This is a genomic window from Spiroplasma turonicum, assembly GCF_001262715.1.
In the GTDB taxonomy this organism is placed as follows: Bacteria; Bacillota_I; Bacilli_A; order Mycoplasmatales; family Mycoplasmataceae; genus Spiroplasma_A; species Spiroplasma_A turonicum.
Window position 1 is genome coordinate 1,185,069 of sequence record NZ_CP012328.1, and the last position, 17,722, is coordinate 1,202,790.

The 17,722-nt window shown below is 26.3% G+C and carries 12 protein-coding genes; 1 reads left to right on the forward strand and 11 read right to left on the reverse strand.

Annotated elements, in window-relative coordinates:
* Positions 1-31: 31 nt before the first annotated feature.
* From STURON_RS05290 to pepF, 5 genes are all read right to left on the reverse strand, one after another.
* Entirely contained in the window at positions 32-4,459 is a 4,428-nt protein-coding gene (locus tag STURON_RS05290; protein ID WP_075048829.1) for an ABC transporter permease, read from the reverse strand.
* Between the two features lie 416 nt (positions 4,460-4,875).
* A complete protein-coding gene (locus STURON_RS05300; protein WP_082236213.1) occupies positions 4,876-5,616 on the reverse strand; it encodes a polysaccharide deacetylase family protein in 741 nt (246 codons plus the stop codon).
* Positions 5,617-5,715: 99 nt separating this feature from the next.
* Positions 5,716-8,394, reverse strand: coding sequence for an alanine--tRNA ligase (gene alaS / locus STURON_RS05305; protein WP_075048831.1), 2,679 nt, complete (start codon positions 8,392-8,394; stop codon positions 5,716-5,718).
* Positions 8,395-8,490: 96 nt separating this feature from the next.
* Complete coding sequence (locus tag STURON_RS05310) at positions 8,491-8,745, reverse strand: hypothetical protein (protein ID WP_075048832.1); 255 nt, start codon at positions 8,743-8,745, stop codon at positions 8,491-8,493.
* Positions 8,745-10,529, reverse strand: a complete 1,785-nt coding sequence (gene pepF, locus STURON_RS05315) for an oligoendopeptidase F (RefSeq protein ID WP_075048833.1) — start codon at positions 10,527-10,529, stop codon at positions 8,745-8,747. Before pepF ends, STURON_RS05310 begins: the two co-directional genes overlap by 1 nt.
* Positions 10,530-10,653: 124 nt before the next feature.
* On the opposite strand from pepF, the gene STURON_RS05320 reads away from it, so the two are divergent.
* Complete coding sequence (locus tag STURON_RS05320) at positions 10,654-11,211, forward strand: hypothetical protein (protein ID WP_075048834.1); 558 nt, start codon at positions 10,654-10,656, stop codon at positions 11,209-11,211.
* Between the two features lie 98 nt (positions 11,212-11,309).
* Here the strand turns inward: STURON_RS05320 and STURON_RS05325 are convergent, their stop codons facing one another.
* The 6 genes from STURON_RS05325 to rpsG form a co-directional block, all read right to left on the reverse strand.
* Entirely contained in the window at positions 11,310-12,644 is a 1,335-nt protein-coding gene (locus tag STURON_RS05325; RefSeq protein WP_075048835.1) for a M17 family metallopeptidase, read from the reverse strand.
* 16 nt (positions 12,645-12,660) lie between these two features.
* Positions 12,661-13,272, reverse strand: coding sequence for a GIY-YIG nuclease family protein (locus STURON_RS05330; RefSeq protein ID WP_075048836.1), 612 nt, complete (start codon positions 13,270-13,272; stop codon positions 12,661-12,663).
* 23 nt (positions 13,273-13,295) lie between these two features.
* Positions 13,296-13,784: a hypothetical protein gene (locus STURON_RS05335; protein WP_075048837.1), complete on the reverse strand. Its 489-nt coding sequence runs from the start codon at positions 13,782-13,784 to the stop codon at positions 13,296-13,298.
* 97 nt (positions 13,785-13,881) lie between these two features.
* Positions 13,882-15,069 (reverse strand): elongation factor Tu, encoded by a 1,188-nt coding sequence (tuf, locus tag STURON_RS05340; RefSeq protein ID WP_075048838.1) that lies wholly within the window; start codon positions 15,067-15,069, stop codon positions 13,882-13,884.
* Positions 15,070-15,165: 96 nt separating this feature from the next.
* A complete protein-coding gene (fusA, locus tag STURON_RS05345; RefSeq protein ID WP_075048839.1) occupies positions 15,166-17,235 on the reverse strand; it encodes an elongation factor G in 2,070 nt (689 codons plus the stop codon).
* A 19-nt stretch (positions 17,236-17,254) separates the two neighbouring features.
* Positions 17,255-17,722, reverse strand: a complete 468-nt coding sequence (rpsG, locus tag STURON_RS05350) for a 30S ribosomal protein S7 (RefSeq protein WP_075048840.1) — start codon at positions 17,720-17,722, stop codon at positions 17,255-17,257.

Here is a 17,722-nt window from a genome sequence, read left to right on the forward strand (position 1 = left end):
ATTTATAAAAATAAAAAAACCCATAAGGGTTTTAGTTTGCCACTCCAGTTAGTGATGCTAATTTTACTCTAAATAATGATCTTATTATTATTACATATGCTGTTGAAAATATTAATACAGATACTATAAAAACAATTATATATACATATCAGCTAATCATTAATGGTATTGCTATTTCAATTGATAGTAACATTTTAGGAACTAAACCTAACATTAATCCCATTGTTGTACTAATTGCAAGAACTGAAAATAATATCGTTAACGGTAAAAAAATTCATAATATTATTGAGTTGATTTCCCTTAATGAATAACCTTGTACTCTCATATAGTTCATGAAGCTTTTATATCTACCAACAAATAAGTCAGTAATTACATATATTATAATAATTCCTACTATCATTGATATAGTAATAAATACGATTGAAATGCTAGAAACAGATGTAATTAAATTAGAAGTCGCTGCTTTTTTAAGATTTATATAGTCTGTAAAACCGATTGCATCAGTCATGTATTTAGAAGCTTTTGTAGTGGTGTTATTTCAATTCTTGAATTTAACAATGGCTCTATTGAATACGTCTACTGGTTCAACATTTTTACTCATTTTAGCATTACTTCAAATATTTATCTTTGAATCATTTTTAAATAATTTATTAGAGTCAAAGTTTTTAAATCCAATTACTTTATTCAATCTCACTTGATCCATATAAATTTTCGGACTATCATAAACTTTTTCTACATTTAGCACTTTAATATTTATTTCTCTAGTCTCTAATTTATTTTTAATCAATCCATTTTCAAGTGCAATATTTCATCAACTATTTGTACCATTAATTAAATCTTCAAGTCCAATATCCTGAGCTACACCATTTTCATAGACTCTTATATCAAAAGGATTAAATTCTTTTTTAGTAGCAATATCTAAATCATTTCCAGAAATATCTTTATATTCACCATTTACTTTTTTAAATACTTCTTGATTAAGAACTGAAGTATCTTTAATTTGAAGAGATAATTTAGATAGGTCTTTATATTCTTTATACTCACCATTTTCTTCATAATATAATTTATCAACACTATTGTTGCTACTTGAATTATAAGCGAAATGACCTAAGTCCAAATTGTTAACATCGATCTCTTCATTATTATATTTTCATATAAAATTATCTGTTGCTACTTGAATTGAATTTTCATTATTTAAATAGCCTAGTTCTTCTACATCAAATTTAAGATTAATTTTTGAACCTACATCATAACCTTTAAGTTTTAATGTTTCATTGATAGATGCATTGATAATGTTTTCATCATCTGACTCATAATATAAACTATCTCTATTTTTTAAATTAATATTCTTAATTTTTGAATCTTTATTTAGACCATATAACTTAATGTTATTATATTTTGAATCAATTGCTTTTATATTTGTATATACTTCATCTTCAGACTCATTATATGGAATTACATTAAAATTAAAACTAAAACTTAAAAATGCATTGTTATCATCAGTTCATTTTTGTTTAATTGTTGAAGGAATTACATTATTTGTCATAGATTTAATACATTCATCATACTCTGCATTATCAATTGCTGGTTGATCAAATAAAGAAGGCATAATACTACATGCTATTTGATTAACTGTTCTTTTTGGACCATTGCTTGTATTTGAACCTTTATATACCTCTGTTGAAGTATCTACAATTTGTTTCATGTTCCCTGTTGATAATAAATAACCATTTAAACCAAGCGCTTTGTGTTTGATTATACTTTCAAAGAAGTTTCCATAATCTTCAGATGACCATCCTTTTGAATCAAATAAGCTAAGATATCGACCATCCTTTTTCATATATGAAGAAAATAGAGAATTCTGGTCATTAAATTCTTTATCATTTCCATTAGAACTTCTTCAGTTATATTTAGTAAATGGATTATTTGCAATTATTTCTGTATATGTATAATCATTATTATAATTAATTGCACTATAGTATTCATTTGACATTGTAGAAAGAGCATTTGGAATAGATGCAGAAACAGTTAGAATTGTCGTACTGATAAATATTACAAATGAAAATACAAATAAATCTTTAAATGACATAGCAATTAAAGAACCACGTATTTTATTAGTAAACTTAATAAATGAAAATCTATTAAATAATTTAGTTAGAGCAATATTAGGTTTGCTGCCTTTATTAGGTTGCATTAAAATAAGTGGATTCTTTTTAACTGTCATAAATGAAATAAATCAAATCAAACTAATTGCAAGTACTGCGAAAATAAATCATTCTACAAGTAAGAATTTTCAATCAAATATTGCATTTACAGGTATATTAAAGTAAATACTAAAGATATTTATTAAAGGTTTTTGAATTGCAATGCTTATACCTCAACCAATTGGTACCATGAGTATAATTGGTAAACTTAAATAAAGTATAAAATTAATAATTATTTTGGTTTTTCTAACTCCCAAAGCTTTTAAATTTCCTATTTGCCCTCTTTGTGAATTTAAAAATTTCTTAGTTAAGTTATAAGTAATAAATAAAATAACTGATAATAATATTAAACAAAATATAAATGATATTAATAAAAATACTTTTGAAGCCTGACCAAAAAAACCACTTCTCATGTTGAATACTTTTGTATCGTTAAATGATTTTGGATTTAACCTAGATAATGAAGAATAATCAAATTCATTTTCTAAAGTTGAAGTTTCATAATAATTGTTTATTTGGTTTGTAATATCACCTAAATTAATTAGATTATCTGCTGCAAATAATTTAAATAAATTAATATCTTTTTCTAAATCATCTGGGTTAGAAGTGTGTTTTAAGTAAGCCTTAGAGACATCCTGAAATTTACTATTAATAACGGTACTAGTTGCACCAGCATCTTTCTCATTGAAAAGTTCTGAAAATAAGCTTGAATTAACATAAAAAATCGCATCATTAACTTGATTAGTTAGAATATCTTCATCATAAATAGTAGGATAAGTGTTTAGAGCGTCAACTCCAATGGCATCTAGTCTTAATTTATTGCTCATCGTAGCAGGTATGGCATCTTTTGGTATAATACCGTATTCTGAACCTAATTGTAAATTATTATTTTTATAATAACCATATGTTGTTATAAAAGATCTTTTTGATAAAAAGTCATCTTTTTTGTTTGGGTTTTCTTCATAAATTGTATATAAATCTTCATTATTAAATTTTACATTTCTCTTAGTATTATCTTCACTTTGATAATCTGTAAATGCAGAAACAAATCTATATTTACCTTTTGTATCTCACATTACAACTTCATTAGTATAAGTTATATCAAAGTTGGTAAGGTCAGATAATAAATCATAATAAGAATTAAATAAATCTTTTGCTTTTAAAGTTGCAACTTTATCTATGAAGTAATTACCTTCATTTGTATTTGCAGATTTAAATAACTTTTCTGTATCATAATTTTTTAAATAGTAACTTCCGTAATTCTTTATTGTACTAAAATCTCATAATTTAGTAGATTTATTGTTTATTTTACCAGCATCTTCATCAACAATAAAATATTTTTGTGTATCTTCACTTGTAAATAAATTACCTATTCTACCATTATAACCTTTAGTTTTAAAGTCATCTTCTGATTCATAGTTAATATCTTTACCACTATAATTAACAAAGTTATTTACAATTGTGGTTCAATTGCTTTGATCATTTAGATTTTTATTTATCGTATTATTTAAAATAAAGTTTTTTATTGATGATGTAAATGAAGAGTTATTTACATAAAACATATAGTTAAAAATGTCTAGTGCAGTTTTCTTTTGTTTATCATTCAAATTACCTTCAAAGTTATTATTTTTTTCATATAATTGACCAATTAAAGATGATTTAAATGCTTTTGAGTTTTCATTAAATACATAAAAGCGACCAAATTCTTTTTCTTTTACAAACCTTTTGATTTTTTCTTCATCAGATAATTTTAGAATTGATTCACTATCATTAGGTAAATAACTAAAATTACCTTGTGTCTCTGTTTTTTGATATCCTTCAACATCTCCAAAACCAAAGTTTAATAAATACTCATTTTTACTTGCATCAGCATATTTGTATATAGAAGAATTATATGTAGATTTTGAACCTTGCATTTCATTTTTAAATTCGAATTTTTTTAAAACAGAATCATCACTTCCAATTGTAATAGTTGGGAAGAAGTTTTTAGAATATCCCACATTATCATTACTAAATGCAAAAAATGGAGACAAGGTTTGGGTATCATTAGATTCATAAGAACTTGAAGTAAATTTATAACTATAATCATAGCCCTTAAAGTTTTGAGATATTGAATTATTAGTTCTAACTAAGTTAGAAGATACAATTCCAAATGCTGAAGTAAATATTACTCCAATACTAATCAAAGTAACATAAATTAAAAATTGTAACCAATCTTTAAAAAGTTGTTTAATTCCATTTTTAAACAAAAGCATAAACACTTTCCTTTTCTAAAAATACAATCATTGTAAATGATTACATAATTATAATTATATAACTATTAATGATTTTATCAAATTAATTTAAAAATAACTTTATGTTTTATGATATCGTTTTGTTATTGAAATAAATAAAGATCATGAAAAATGTATTGTTAAAAAAACAAAAGATAAGATAATTATTATTTTAATAATTTTAAAACTATTAAAATAAAAAAAATAAAAAGATATATAATTTAGAATAAAAAATAAACAACATAATAATAGTATAAGTTGAATAGAAAAGAAGTATTTGTACTTTTTTTTGTTGATTATGAAACATTTTATTGAGTTAATAAACTCAAATAATGAGTAAAAAAGGAACAAAAATGTTGTAATTGTTGCAATTAAAACTAACTGATCAAATACATTCATTATATATTTAACTCCCCATAATTTTTATAATAATTTTTAGAATTAGGGTTAAAAGTCGCAAAAGCGTAGCCCTCACTTTTTAGTCTTAATATTAGGTCTGGTAAAAAGTTTATAACTTTAGGAAAACTATGAATTATTAAAATATTTTTTTCAGAGACGTTTTTAATATACCTTTTAATTAACTTTTCTTTACCAAAAGTATTATATTTTCAATCTCCACTCAAATAACCTTCAACAAAGTAGTTTTGGTTAAGTTTTTCTAAAACTCATTCTAAACCGGCAAAATATTGTAAGTAAGGTAGTCTAATAGGTATAAAATAATTGTCTGGGTTTTCTATGTTATTTAATATTAGTTCGTTTGTTTTATAAATTTCTTCAAGTAATAAACCTTCATTAAATTGGTATTTACTATGACTATATGTGTGATTACCAATATATGAACCACTATCTAATATTCTTTTAAACAAAGTTTTAACATTTTGAGAGTTTTCTTCAATATTTCTTCCTATATAAAAGAATGTACCTTCAACATTATTTTGTTCTAATATGTCCATTATTTTATTATCTACATCTAGTGATGGTCCATCATCGAAAGTTAACATACAAACTTTTGAGTTTGAATGAATGTTGTTAACTACAAGCTTTTTTTTGTCAAAAATTGAAAAAGATATTATGAAAAAGAAAAATGAAATTAATAATAGTCCCATAATTATAAGTACTGTTTTTTTGACTAAATTCATTTGCTACCCCATATCTTTATTATAATAAATTAGAAACAAATTAATAAATTAAATAAATTAGTTAACTATTTGAATTATATAAATCATTAAAATTTAATTTTATTTAATGATTTTTCCTTGAGCAAGCAGTTGGTTTCCTCCGCCTTTAAGACAGTGTGAAGTAACATTTTTAAAAATATTTATTGCACTAAATTCATTGGTTAAGTCTTTAGCTACAGAGACATAATAAGTTGATTTATTTATGTTTATGATATGTAAAATTAAATTTTCATGTTTGTTTTGTAAGGTGTCTATTAAGACTTTTGTTTCATAATCGTCTAAATCATTTACTTCTAAAACAATTTCATTGTAATTTTCTTTTTTTATAAAGTTAGTATTTTTGTATTTTTTAATATTATTTTCAACTGACAAATCTCTAAACTCTTTTTGTAGTTTTCTATTTTCTTCTTTAATTTCTTCAACTAATACTTTTACTTCATCTATGTTATCTTTTTTAAGTTTTATTTTATTAAAACTTTCTAATTTATTTAATATTTTTTCACAGCTAACTACATTCTTATAAGAAATTACTTTTTCACGTATTTTTTCAACTTCTTCTTTAAATAAGTTTTGCAAATTATTTAAATAATTATTGATTGCTGAGTAGCTTGTTAATGCACTATATCTGTATAAACCACTACCTTTTGATTCAATATTGGTTATTAATAAATCTTCTATTTCTTTTGTTGATTTTACATGAGTACCCCCACATAATTCACAAGAAAATGATCCAAATTTAATAACTCTTACTGTTGAATCGTATTTTTCAGTAAATAACGCCAATGCATTATAATCATCTAACGCTTCTTTTAAACTACAATAAATTACTTCACACTTTAAATCATTTTTTATTTCTCGTTCGATAACATTGTGTATTCTTTTAACCTCAGAAATTGAAGGTGGTCTTTTATAAGATATATCTATTCTGAATCCATTTTCATCATTATAGCTACCATTTTGTAATGCTTCTTTACCCAAGACTTCTTGAATTGCAGCCTGTAAAATATGAGTTCCTGAGTGATTTTTCATTGTGTAGTGTCGCTTATCTTTATCAATAATTAATTTAAATTTTTGATTTAAATTAATTTCACCATCAACAATAATAGTGTGTATGTTTTGTTTATTAGGTCCTTGTTGAACATCTATAACCTTATAATAATTATTATTTTCATCAATTATGAATCCATTATCTGCTGCTTGACCACCTTTTTCAGCGTAAAAAGGAGTTTTATCAAATATTGCATAAACAGTTTGGTTTGTTGCTTTTTGTAATGCTTTGTCATCTCAAAATAGAAAGTTCACGTATGATTCACACTCATCAAGTTCATAACCTACAAATTCTGACTCAACGCTTAATGATGTTAGTATTGGTGATTGTTTATTTCATGCTTTATCAGACTTTCTTGCTTTTCTAGATAACTCTTTTACATTTTCAAGTAGATTATAATAATTTTCTAGATCAATCTTAACGTTTTTTTCAGATGATAATTCCGAAGTTAATTCTATTGGAAATCCATAAGATTCAAATAATAATAAAGCATCTTGTGCGCTTACAAATTTTTTATTTTCAATTATTGATTCAAGTAAATCATAACCTTTGTTAAGAGTTTTTAAAAATTTATTTTCTTCTTCAAGTATAACTTCTTTAACCAACTCTTTTTTTTCATTTATATATGGATAAAAATAACTCATACTTTCTACAACGATTTCAACTAATTTATACAAAAATGCTTCGTTAATTAATAATTTTCTACCATAAACTGAGCTTCTTCTAATCAATCTTCTAATTATATATCCTCTATCTTTATTACTTGGAAATACTCCATCACTTATCGCAAAAACTACTGCTCTAATATGATCTGCAATTACTTTAAAAGCTGTATTTATTTTTTGTTGGTTTGTATCAATATTTTGATAATTATTATATATGTACTTGAATTCATTATTTGCTAATTTTTCAACTTTTCTAATAGTTGATAAAAATAAGTCAGTTTCAAAGTTTGTTGGAGTATTTTGAAATATTGAAGCTAACCTTTCCAGTCCTGCTCCAGTATCAATATTTTTTCTTGGAAGTTCTGTATAATTATTTGATCCATCATTATTAAATTGTGAAAATACAATGTTTCATATTTCAATATATCTATCATTTTCAATGTCATCTTTTAAAAGTTTTGTTCCTAAGTTATTTTTGTCTCATTCATTACCACGGTCAAAAAAAATTTCAGTATTGGGCCCACAAGGACCTTGTCCAACATCTCAAAAATTTGTATCTTTACCACCTTTAAATATATGGTCTTCTTTTATTTTTATTTCCTTAGTTCAAATTTCATAAGCTTCAATATCTTCTTCATATACAGTTATGTATAATAAATCTTTATCGATGCCAAACCATTGATCACTAGTTAATAACTCTCAGGCCATTGATATAGCTTCTTTTTTGAAATAATCTCCAATTGAAAAATTACCTAGCATTTCAAACATTGTTTGGTGTCGTGCTGTAATACCAACATTTTCAATATCATTAGTTCTAATAGATTTTTGAGAATTTGTTAATCTTGGTGAAGGAGGTACTAATCTGCCATCAAAATAAGGTTTTAAGGTAGCTACTCCTGAGTTTATTCATAATAAACTTGGATCATTTACAGGAACTAAACTTACTGGTTCTAAAAAATGATGGTTTTTTTCTTTAAAATATTTTATTCACATATCCCTTATTTGGTTTGTTGATAAATTTTTCATTATTTCCCCCTAATAAAATTTACATTTAGATTATAATACATAATACTAGATTATATTTTTAAATATCTACTTATAAAACTTAAGATATTGCACTATTTAATGACATTTTTTATGTACAGATAATGTAATTCCACTAAACTTATTATCATTAAAATTTTCATTGTTATAGAACATAATATCTCACTCTAAACCTGAAGAGTCAACTGAATAATGCTTATTATAATGCATAGGTTTTAAGCAAATTAAACACAACCTATGAATATCATTAGTATCTTCTTGACCTCCACACTTGCATTCTAATGCATTACTTCATGCGTTTTCTGCAATATCATCTAACTTTATTTTTTTCATTAATACTCCTTTAATAAACTTTTTAATTGTTCAAGCAATTTCTTAATTTCCATCACTAAAGGTAAATAAACATTTTCATCATTGAAATCAACACCAACATCTTTCAATGCTTCTAAAGGATCTTTTGAACCACCTAGTTTAAGAAAGTTTATGATATTTTCTTTTTTGCCGGCTTTAAAATCTTCATAAAGTTTAAAACTTGCAACTATATCAATAGCATATTTATAAACATAATATGGAGAATAAAAAAAATGTGATATATCAGCTCATGAAAATACTTCTCTATCTTTATCATCAAATATTTCATAACCATACTCATCTTCAATTGATTTAAACAATTTTTCTAATCTTGAAGAACTTAAAGACTCATTGTTTGCAATCATTTTATGAGCGCTATGCTCGAATTTTGCAAATTGTATTTGTCTAAAGAATGTAGATATAATATCAAATATTCTTTGTTGGATTAATAATATTTTCTCATCCTTGGTTTTTGCAATATCTAACATGTAGTCAAATAAAATGTGTTCATTAAAAGTAGAAGCAACTTCAGCTAGTATAATTGGGTATTCGTCCAATGGTGAAGGTTGATGCTTAGTAGAAAATAAAGAATGAACTGAATGACCAATCTCATGAGCTAATGTGTTTAAAGAAGAGAATTGATTATCTCAATTCATAAGAATTATGGGGTCTAAATGATGGTTTGATGATGAATATGCACCACTAACTTTATTTTTATCCTCATAATAATCGATCATATTATCTTTAAATGCTATATCGAGGTTAACAACGTACTCTTCTCCTAGAACGTTTAAAGCTTTTTTAACAATACTTATACCTTCTTCTACACTATAAGTAGTTGGTTCTGAATAGCTTAGTTTTAAATCTCTATCTGTTGTAAAAAATTTATCTAGTTTAAGATTATTTTTAATTAACTTGAAGTAATCTTTATAAACATCAATGTGTTTTTTTCCAGCATCTAACAATTTATCATAAATGTTTTCATCAACTTTATCAGAATATAAATACATACTTATTGTAGAACTAAAATTTCTAATACTAAAATCTTCTTTGTCTTTTTGAAGTATACTTTCATAAACTTTTGCATATGTATGTTTATTATTAATATACTTAGCATAATATTTTCTAGTAACTTCTTTTCTTTTATCTTGATCTTTAATCGGGTCAGAATTTTGTATTATATCCATAAAAGTATTTAAATCAACAACAATATCTTTGCCATTATAATTAATTATTTCTTCGCTAATATCAGCATATGTTAATGATTCATAAATATCAATATAATTTGATCTACTTAATTCAACTTTTGCAAGTAGTTTTTCTTTCTCTTTTGATAATATATGATTTTTACTATCAAATAAATCTATATATGATTTTACATATCTATCTAAATTATTTGCTTTTAAAAATTTTAATATATCGTTTAAATCTAAATTCAAAATTTCAGGTGTAATGAAACTCAATTTAACATCAATTTCTTGTGAAGTACTATTATAAATTGAATCTATTTCTTTTAATTCCTCACTTGTTTTATCTAAATCATATAAATGTAAATACCTAGTTAACTTAGATTCTATTTTATCAGCTTCTTCTTCTAAATTTATTAACTTGATAAAACTGTCTTCTTTATTTAGAGTGCCTTTTAAACTATAAATCTTGTCAACTAAACTTAACAAAGTATTTAGATCTGATTTTCATTCAGTAATATTTTTATAAATGTTATTGAAGTCTCATTTATATTTATTTAATGCTTCTTTTCTTTTCATAATATAATTATAAGTTATTAAATACTAAATTATTTACAATAACTAGAAAATTTTTATTAGTTTTAAAGGTTTATTAATAATAATTCTATTTATGGTATAATAACACACATAGGAGAAGAAGAAAATGAAAAAATTATTAGGTTTATTTAGTGCTTTTGGTGTTATTGCATCAACAGCAGCAATTTCAGCAAATGTTGTATCTTGTGGGAATAAAGATGACGCAAAAAGTCTTACATATAATGAAGGTAAAAGCGATAAAGATGTAGTTGAAATGTTAACAAATGAATCAGCAAAAATTGGTATGGAAGATTCAAAACCTTTACAAGTAAAAGACGGAAAGTTAGATGCAGATTATAAAGACACCGAAAATACAAATGAAGATGGTCAAAAAGTTACAATTGAAGGAGCTTTTGTTATATCAGCTTCAAGTAGTTCAAAGGATAAGTCTTTTACAGATGAAGTGAATAAAATATTTAAAGAAACTGGTGACTTAATACCAAGTCATAATGATGATGATACAGGTTTTGATTACCTTATGACCATTAAGGGTTCAAAGGGTTCAAAAAATTTTGATTTAAATATTGTTAAATTTACAGTTGCTAAAAATGGTGATAAATACAGTTATGAAACAAAAACAGACTATAGAATAACTGTTACAATACCTTCTGAAAGCACAAAATAATTTAAGTTTAAAAAAATGCCTTTGTTGGCATTTTTTTTATTTTATTTTTTATTTTTTTAAAAATAGTATGTAAAACTAAATTAATAAATATAATAAGTTTATTTTAATAATTCAAACATTGATTTTAACATTGGCGCTTTACCTCTATGTTCAGAATCGGCAGTTGCTGCTATATCTAAATGTAAATATTCTTTACCTTCTGCGAATGAATCCAAAAATGCAGCAGCTGTTGAAGAACCTGCTTCTCTACCTGGTTCAGAGTTTGTTAAATCAGCAATTTTTGAGCATTTCATAGCTTCTAAATGATCACAAATTAGTGGTTGTCTTCAAACTGGTTCAAGAGCTTTTTTTGCTGCTTTTTCAAACTCTGTAAAGAATTCATCTGATTTAGTGAATACACCTGTAAATCACTTACCTAAAGCAACTACAATTGCACCAGTTAATGTTGCTACAGTAATAACTTTTTCAGCTTTTTGATTTCTTACTGCATAAGTTATTCCATCAGCTAAAACTAATCTACCTTCAGCATCAGTGTTATTTATTTCAACAGTCATTCCATTCATTGAAGTTATAACAGATTCTGTAAGTGTAGCGTGGCCACCAATTCTATTATCTGTAAACATTCCAACTGCTACAACATTACATTTTGCTTTTGCTTTTGCTAATGCCATTACAGTTGATAATGTAATTGCTGCACCAGACATATCAAATTTCATATCATCAAGATAATTAGAAGGTTTTAAGTTGTAACCTCCTGAGTCAAATGTTATTCCTTTACCAACAAGAGCTACTTTTTTTTGATTTGAGTCTCCAGTATATTCTAAAACAACTACTCTTGGTTCAACATATGAACCTGCATTTACACTTAATAATAAACCCATTTTCATTTCTTCAATTTGTTTTTTGTCATAAACTGTAACTTTTAAGTTTTCAATACCTTTTGCTTTTTCTTTAATTCTTTCTGCTAACTCAACAGAAGTACCTATATTTGGGGGAAGGTCTTGTAAGTCTCTTGCAAAATTTTGGAATTCCATTTTGTTTGAAGACTCGTTAAATAAATCATTATATTTTTCATTAAACATAAAGTTATAATTTTTACATTTACAATCTTCTTTTTTCATTGTATATTGTTTGTGTGTTTCAAAATACAAAGTTTCAACAACAGCTTTAAAAGCCATTTCTTTTTCACTGAATAGGTTTAAGAAAGAATCAACATCAATATTTAAGTCATACTTGTTGGTTTTAAAGAATGGTATTAGCACTTTGACTAAACCTTTTACACAACATTTATCTTTAATAAAAAAGTATATTGTTTTTTCACTTTCAATTAAAGTTGTTGAACCATGTTCTTTTATTACTAATTCATTTAATTTATCTTCTGGTCCAACAGCTTTTAGTGTTAAACCTAAACTTTTATCATTTATTGTTATCATAATATTTCTCCTTTATTTATATTCTATTATATAGTAAGCCATTAAAATCATAAAGATTTATTATTTGTTTACATAATTTATTTCTACACTTAACAAAAACATTAAGTTTTATTGATAATTTATTAACATTCAACAATTTTGATGTCATATTACCGTGATTTTGATCACACTTTGCTTTTTTAGACAAAAGTTTTGTATTTAAGTTATATATTTTTGAACGCAAGATATATATATAATAAGTTTCTAATAATAGTCTTTTATTTTGATCACTTTCGAAAGTTAAGATTAGAAACTTTATATTTTTTTCAGAAGCTCCTAAACTTCTCATTTTTTTATATTTCTTTTTTGTTGTATTTAGATTTGCAACATGTTGTCTGAATCTCTTGAATAAATCAATTGATTCTCCAACATAAGTAAATATTATTTCATTATCAATTTCACAATACATCAAATAAACACCAGAAAAAACTGTTTTTTCTTTTTTTATTAAATTATAATCAATACATATTTTTAAACCTTTTAGATAATTTATAATTTTATAATAATAAGCTTCATGTAATCTAATTAACTCCTGTTTTAACTTAGTTTTAACATCTTTAATAATGTTGAATTTTTCTTGAGCATTCACTTTTAGGGTACTTTTTATTTAAATTAAGATAAGCTATATCCGTTATTTAAAGCAAAATGTATAGTTACAATGAAATAAATTCAACAAAACAAATAATTTATTATTGGAGTTAAAAACATTAGTATCACAATGAAGTATTGTCCTACACATCTAGAACTAGAGAATGATTTAAAAACTCGTAAACAAGATATTGACAATATAACTGATTTCAAATAAAGAGATATAACAAACACAATTGCAAATACATACAAAGTTGTTACAACTTCTGTTAATGTTTTAGTCTCGATTACAATTGAACCTTTTTTTATTAATAGGTAAACCACTAACATTGCTATTGAAAATAATAATTCAAATAAACCTATTAATAAAAATCAAATTATTTTGGACTTTTTTATTTCTCTATTATCAATATTTTTATTAGTAATTATGAATAAAAACAAAAAAACAAAATATATTAAGACAAATTCACCAATTGTGCTTCTATTACGATTTCTGTTAGAATATTTTGACATTTTAACCTCTTATTTTTTATAAGATTATTATAAACTTTTAAAACAAAAAAAACATTTTATAGTAAACAAATGTTATCTATAAAATGTTTTAAAGTTATTAAACTTCTATTGAAGTAACTGTTCCAGCTCCAATAGTTCTTCCACCTTCTCTAATTGAGAATTTAGTTCCTTGTTCAACAGCAATTGGTTTTATCAATTCAATTGTTAATTCAACATTATCTCCAGGCATAACCATGTCTGTACCTTGTGGTAAATGAACTTCTCCAGTAACATCTGTTGTACGGAAGTAAAATTGAGGTCTATATTTATTAAAGAATGGTTTGTGACGTCCACCTTCTTCTTGAGTTAAAGCATAAACAGATGCTAAAAGTTTAGTATGAGGTTTAATAGTTCCTGGTTTTGCAAGAACTTGTCCACGTTCGATATTGTTTCTATCAACACCTCTTAATAATGCCCCAACATTATCTCCAGCTTCTGCATAATCAAGTAATTTTCTGAACATTTCTAAACCAGTAACAACTACTTTTTTGCTTTCTTCAACTAAACCAACAATTTCAACTTCATCGTTAGTTTTAATAACTCCTCTTTCAACTCTTCCAGTTGCAACAGTTCCACGTCCTGTTATTGTAAATACGTCTTCAACAGGCATTAAGAATGTTTTTTCTTTATCACGAACTGGTGTTGGGATATATTCATCAACTGAGTTCATTAGTTCTTCAACTTTTGCAACTCATTTTTCATCACCATTTAATGCTCCTAGAGCAGAACCATGAATAACTGGTGCTCCATCTCCATCAAATTCATACTGACTTAATAATTCTCTAACTTCCATTTCAACTAATTCAATTAGTTCTTGGTCATCAACCATATCACATTTGTTTAAGAAAACAACGATAGCTGGTACACCAACTTGTCTTGAAAGTAGAATGTGTTCTCTAGTTTGAGGCATTGGTCCATCAGTTGCAGCTACAACTAATATTGCTCCATCCATTTGTGCAGCTCCTGTAATCATGTTTTTAACATAATCGGCATGACCTGGACAGTCCACGTGAGCGTAGTGTCTTTTATCTGTTTTATATTCAACGTGAGATGTATTAATTGTAATACCACGTTCTCTTTCTTCAGGTGCGTTATCAATATTTGCGTAATCTTTAAATTCTGCACCACCTTTTGCTGCTAAAACTTTTGTAATTGCAGCTGTTAAAGTAGTTTTACCATGGTCAACGTGTCCAATTGTTCCAATATTAACGTGAGGTAAACTACGGTCGAATGCTTCTTTTGCCATAATTTTCAATTCCTTTCATAATAATTTTTTAAAATGTCATAAATAATTTTAATTGATTTTATATAAAATACAATAGTTTTTATTTTAAGATAAATTTTATTTTTGAGATTTTTTGATTATCTCTTCTGCAACGTTTCTTGGGGCTTCATTATAGTGACTAAAAATCATTGTATAGTTTCCACGCCCTTGTGTAAATGATCTTAATTCAGTTGCATAACCAAACATTTCTGCTAAAGGAACTTTTGCCTTAACAGTTTGAGCATTTCCTCTTTGTTCTGAACCCTCAATTAATCCACGTTTTGATGATATGTTACCCATAACATCACCATAATATTCATCAGGGACAGTTACTTCAACTGACATAATTGGTTCCAATAAAACTGGATTAACTTTTTTAGCAGCCTCTTTTAATGCAAGTGAAGCTGCAATTTTATATGCCATCTCACTTGAGTCAACATCATGGTATGAACCATCAACAATTGTTGCTTTTACATCAATCATTGGGAATCCTGCAATAACACCGTTTTGTAATGCATTTTCTAAACCAACTCTTGCTGCATTAATGTATTCTTTTGAGATTTTACCACCAACAATTTTGTCAACTCATTCGAATCCTTTATCATGGTTTGGTTCGAACTCAATCACAACGTGTCCATATTGTCCACGTCCACCTGATTGTTTAACATACTTACCTTCAACTTTTGCAGAACCTTTAATTGTTTCTCTATAAGAAACCTGTGGTGCACCAACGTTTGTTTCAACTTTGAATTCTCTTTTTAACCTGTCAACAATAATGTCAAGGTGTAATTCACCCATACCAGCAATAATTGTTTGACCTGTTTCTTCGTCTGTGAAAGTTCTAAAAGTTGGGTCTTCTTCAGATAATTTATTTAGTGATATACCTAGTTTTTCTTGATCAGCTTTTGTTTTTGGTTCAAGAGCTAAATGAATAACTGGTTCAGGGAATACCATTGATTCTAATATAATAGGATTTTTTTCATCTGATAATGTATCACCTGTTGTTGTATCTTTCAAACCAACAGCTGCTGCAATATCTCCTGCATATACTTCTTCAATTTCTTCTCTATTGTTGGCATGCATTCTTAATAAACGACCAACACGTTCTTTTTTATCTTTTGTAGCATTTAATACATAACTACCTTTATTCAATACACCTGAGTAAACTCTAAAAAATGTTAACTTACCAACAAATGGGTCAGTCATTATTTTAAATGCAAGTGCTGAGAAAGGTTCATCATCAGTAGAATGTCTTTCTGATTCTGAACCATCAGGCAATTCACCTTTAATTGATGGAACATCTAATGGTGAAGGTAAATAATCAACAACTGCATCTAATAAAAGCTTAACTCCTTTATTTTTAAATGCAGAACCTGCAAGAACAGGAAAGAATTCAGCTGAAATAACACCCTTACGTATTGCACTTTTTAATTCTGGTATTGTAATTTCTCCACCATCTAAAAATTTCATCATTAGTTCTTCATCATATTCCACAGCCGCTTCAACTAATTGAGCTCTTAATTCTTCAGCTTGTGCTTTTAGTTCAGTTGGTATTTCTATTTCCTTAGCTATTTCTTCAGCTGCACCATCAAAGTGTCATGCTTTCATTTCAACTAAGTCAATAATCCCTGAGAACTGATCTTCAGCACCAATTGGTAATTGAATTGGAGATGCTTTTGCACCCAATCTATCCCCAATTGTTTTCACTGAATATATGAAGTCTGCTCCAGTTTTATCCATTTTATTTACAAAAACGACTCTTGGAACTTTATAAGTAGTTGCTTGTCTTCATACTGTTTCAGTTTGTGGTTCAACACCACTTTGTCCATCAAGAACTGCTACAGCTCCGTCTAATACTCTTAATGATCTTTCTACTTCAACTGTAAAGTCAACGTGACCTGGAGTATCAATAATGTTAAATCTATGGTCTGCTCAAAATGCAGTAGTTGCAGCAGAAGTAATTGTTATACCACGTTCTTGTTCTTGTGCCATTCAGTCCATTTGTGATTCTCCTTCATGAGTTTCACCAATTTTGTGAATTTTACCAGTGTGGAATAAAATACGTTCTGTTGTTGTAGTTTTACCCGCATCAATATGAGCCATAATACCAAAGTTTCTTGTTTTATCTAAACTATATTCTCTTGGCATAATTGCACCTCCTTAAAAATTATCAGCGATAATGAGCAAAAGCTTTGTTAGCTTCAGCCATCTTATGTGTGTCTTCACGTTTTTTAACTGAACCACCAACTCCATTTGATGCATCAATTATTTCGTTAGCTAATCTATCTATCATTTCTTTTTCGTTTCTTAATCTTGCATAATTAATTAATCATCTTAATGCAAGAGTAACTTTTCGTTCATTTGAAACTTCAATAGGAACTTGATAATTGGCCCCACCAATACGTCTAACTTTTAATTCTAAATGAGGTTTAATATTTTCAATAGCCTTATTAAAAACTTCTATAGGACTTACCTGAGTTTTTTCCTTTATAATATCAAATGCTTTATATAGAATATGTTGGGCTGTTCCTCTTTTACCATCTAACATAATTTTATTAACTGCTTTAGTAACTAGTTTTGAATTATATATTGGATCTGGTAGTACATCCCTTTTTTCAGCTTGATGTTTACGCAT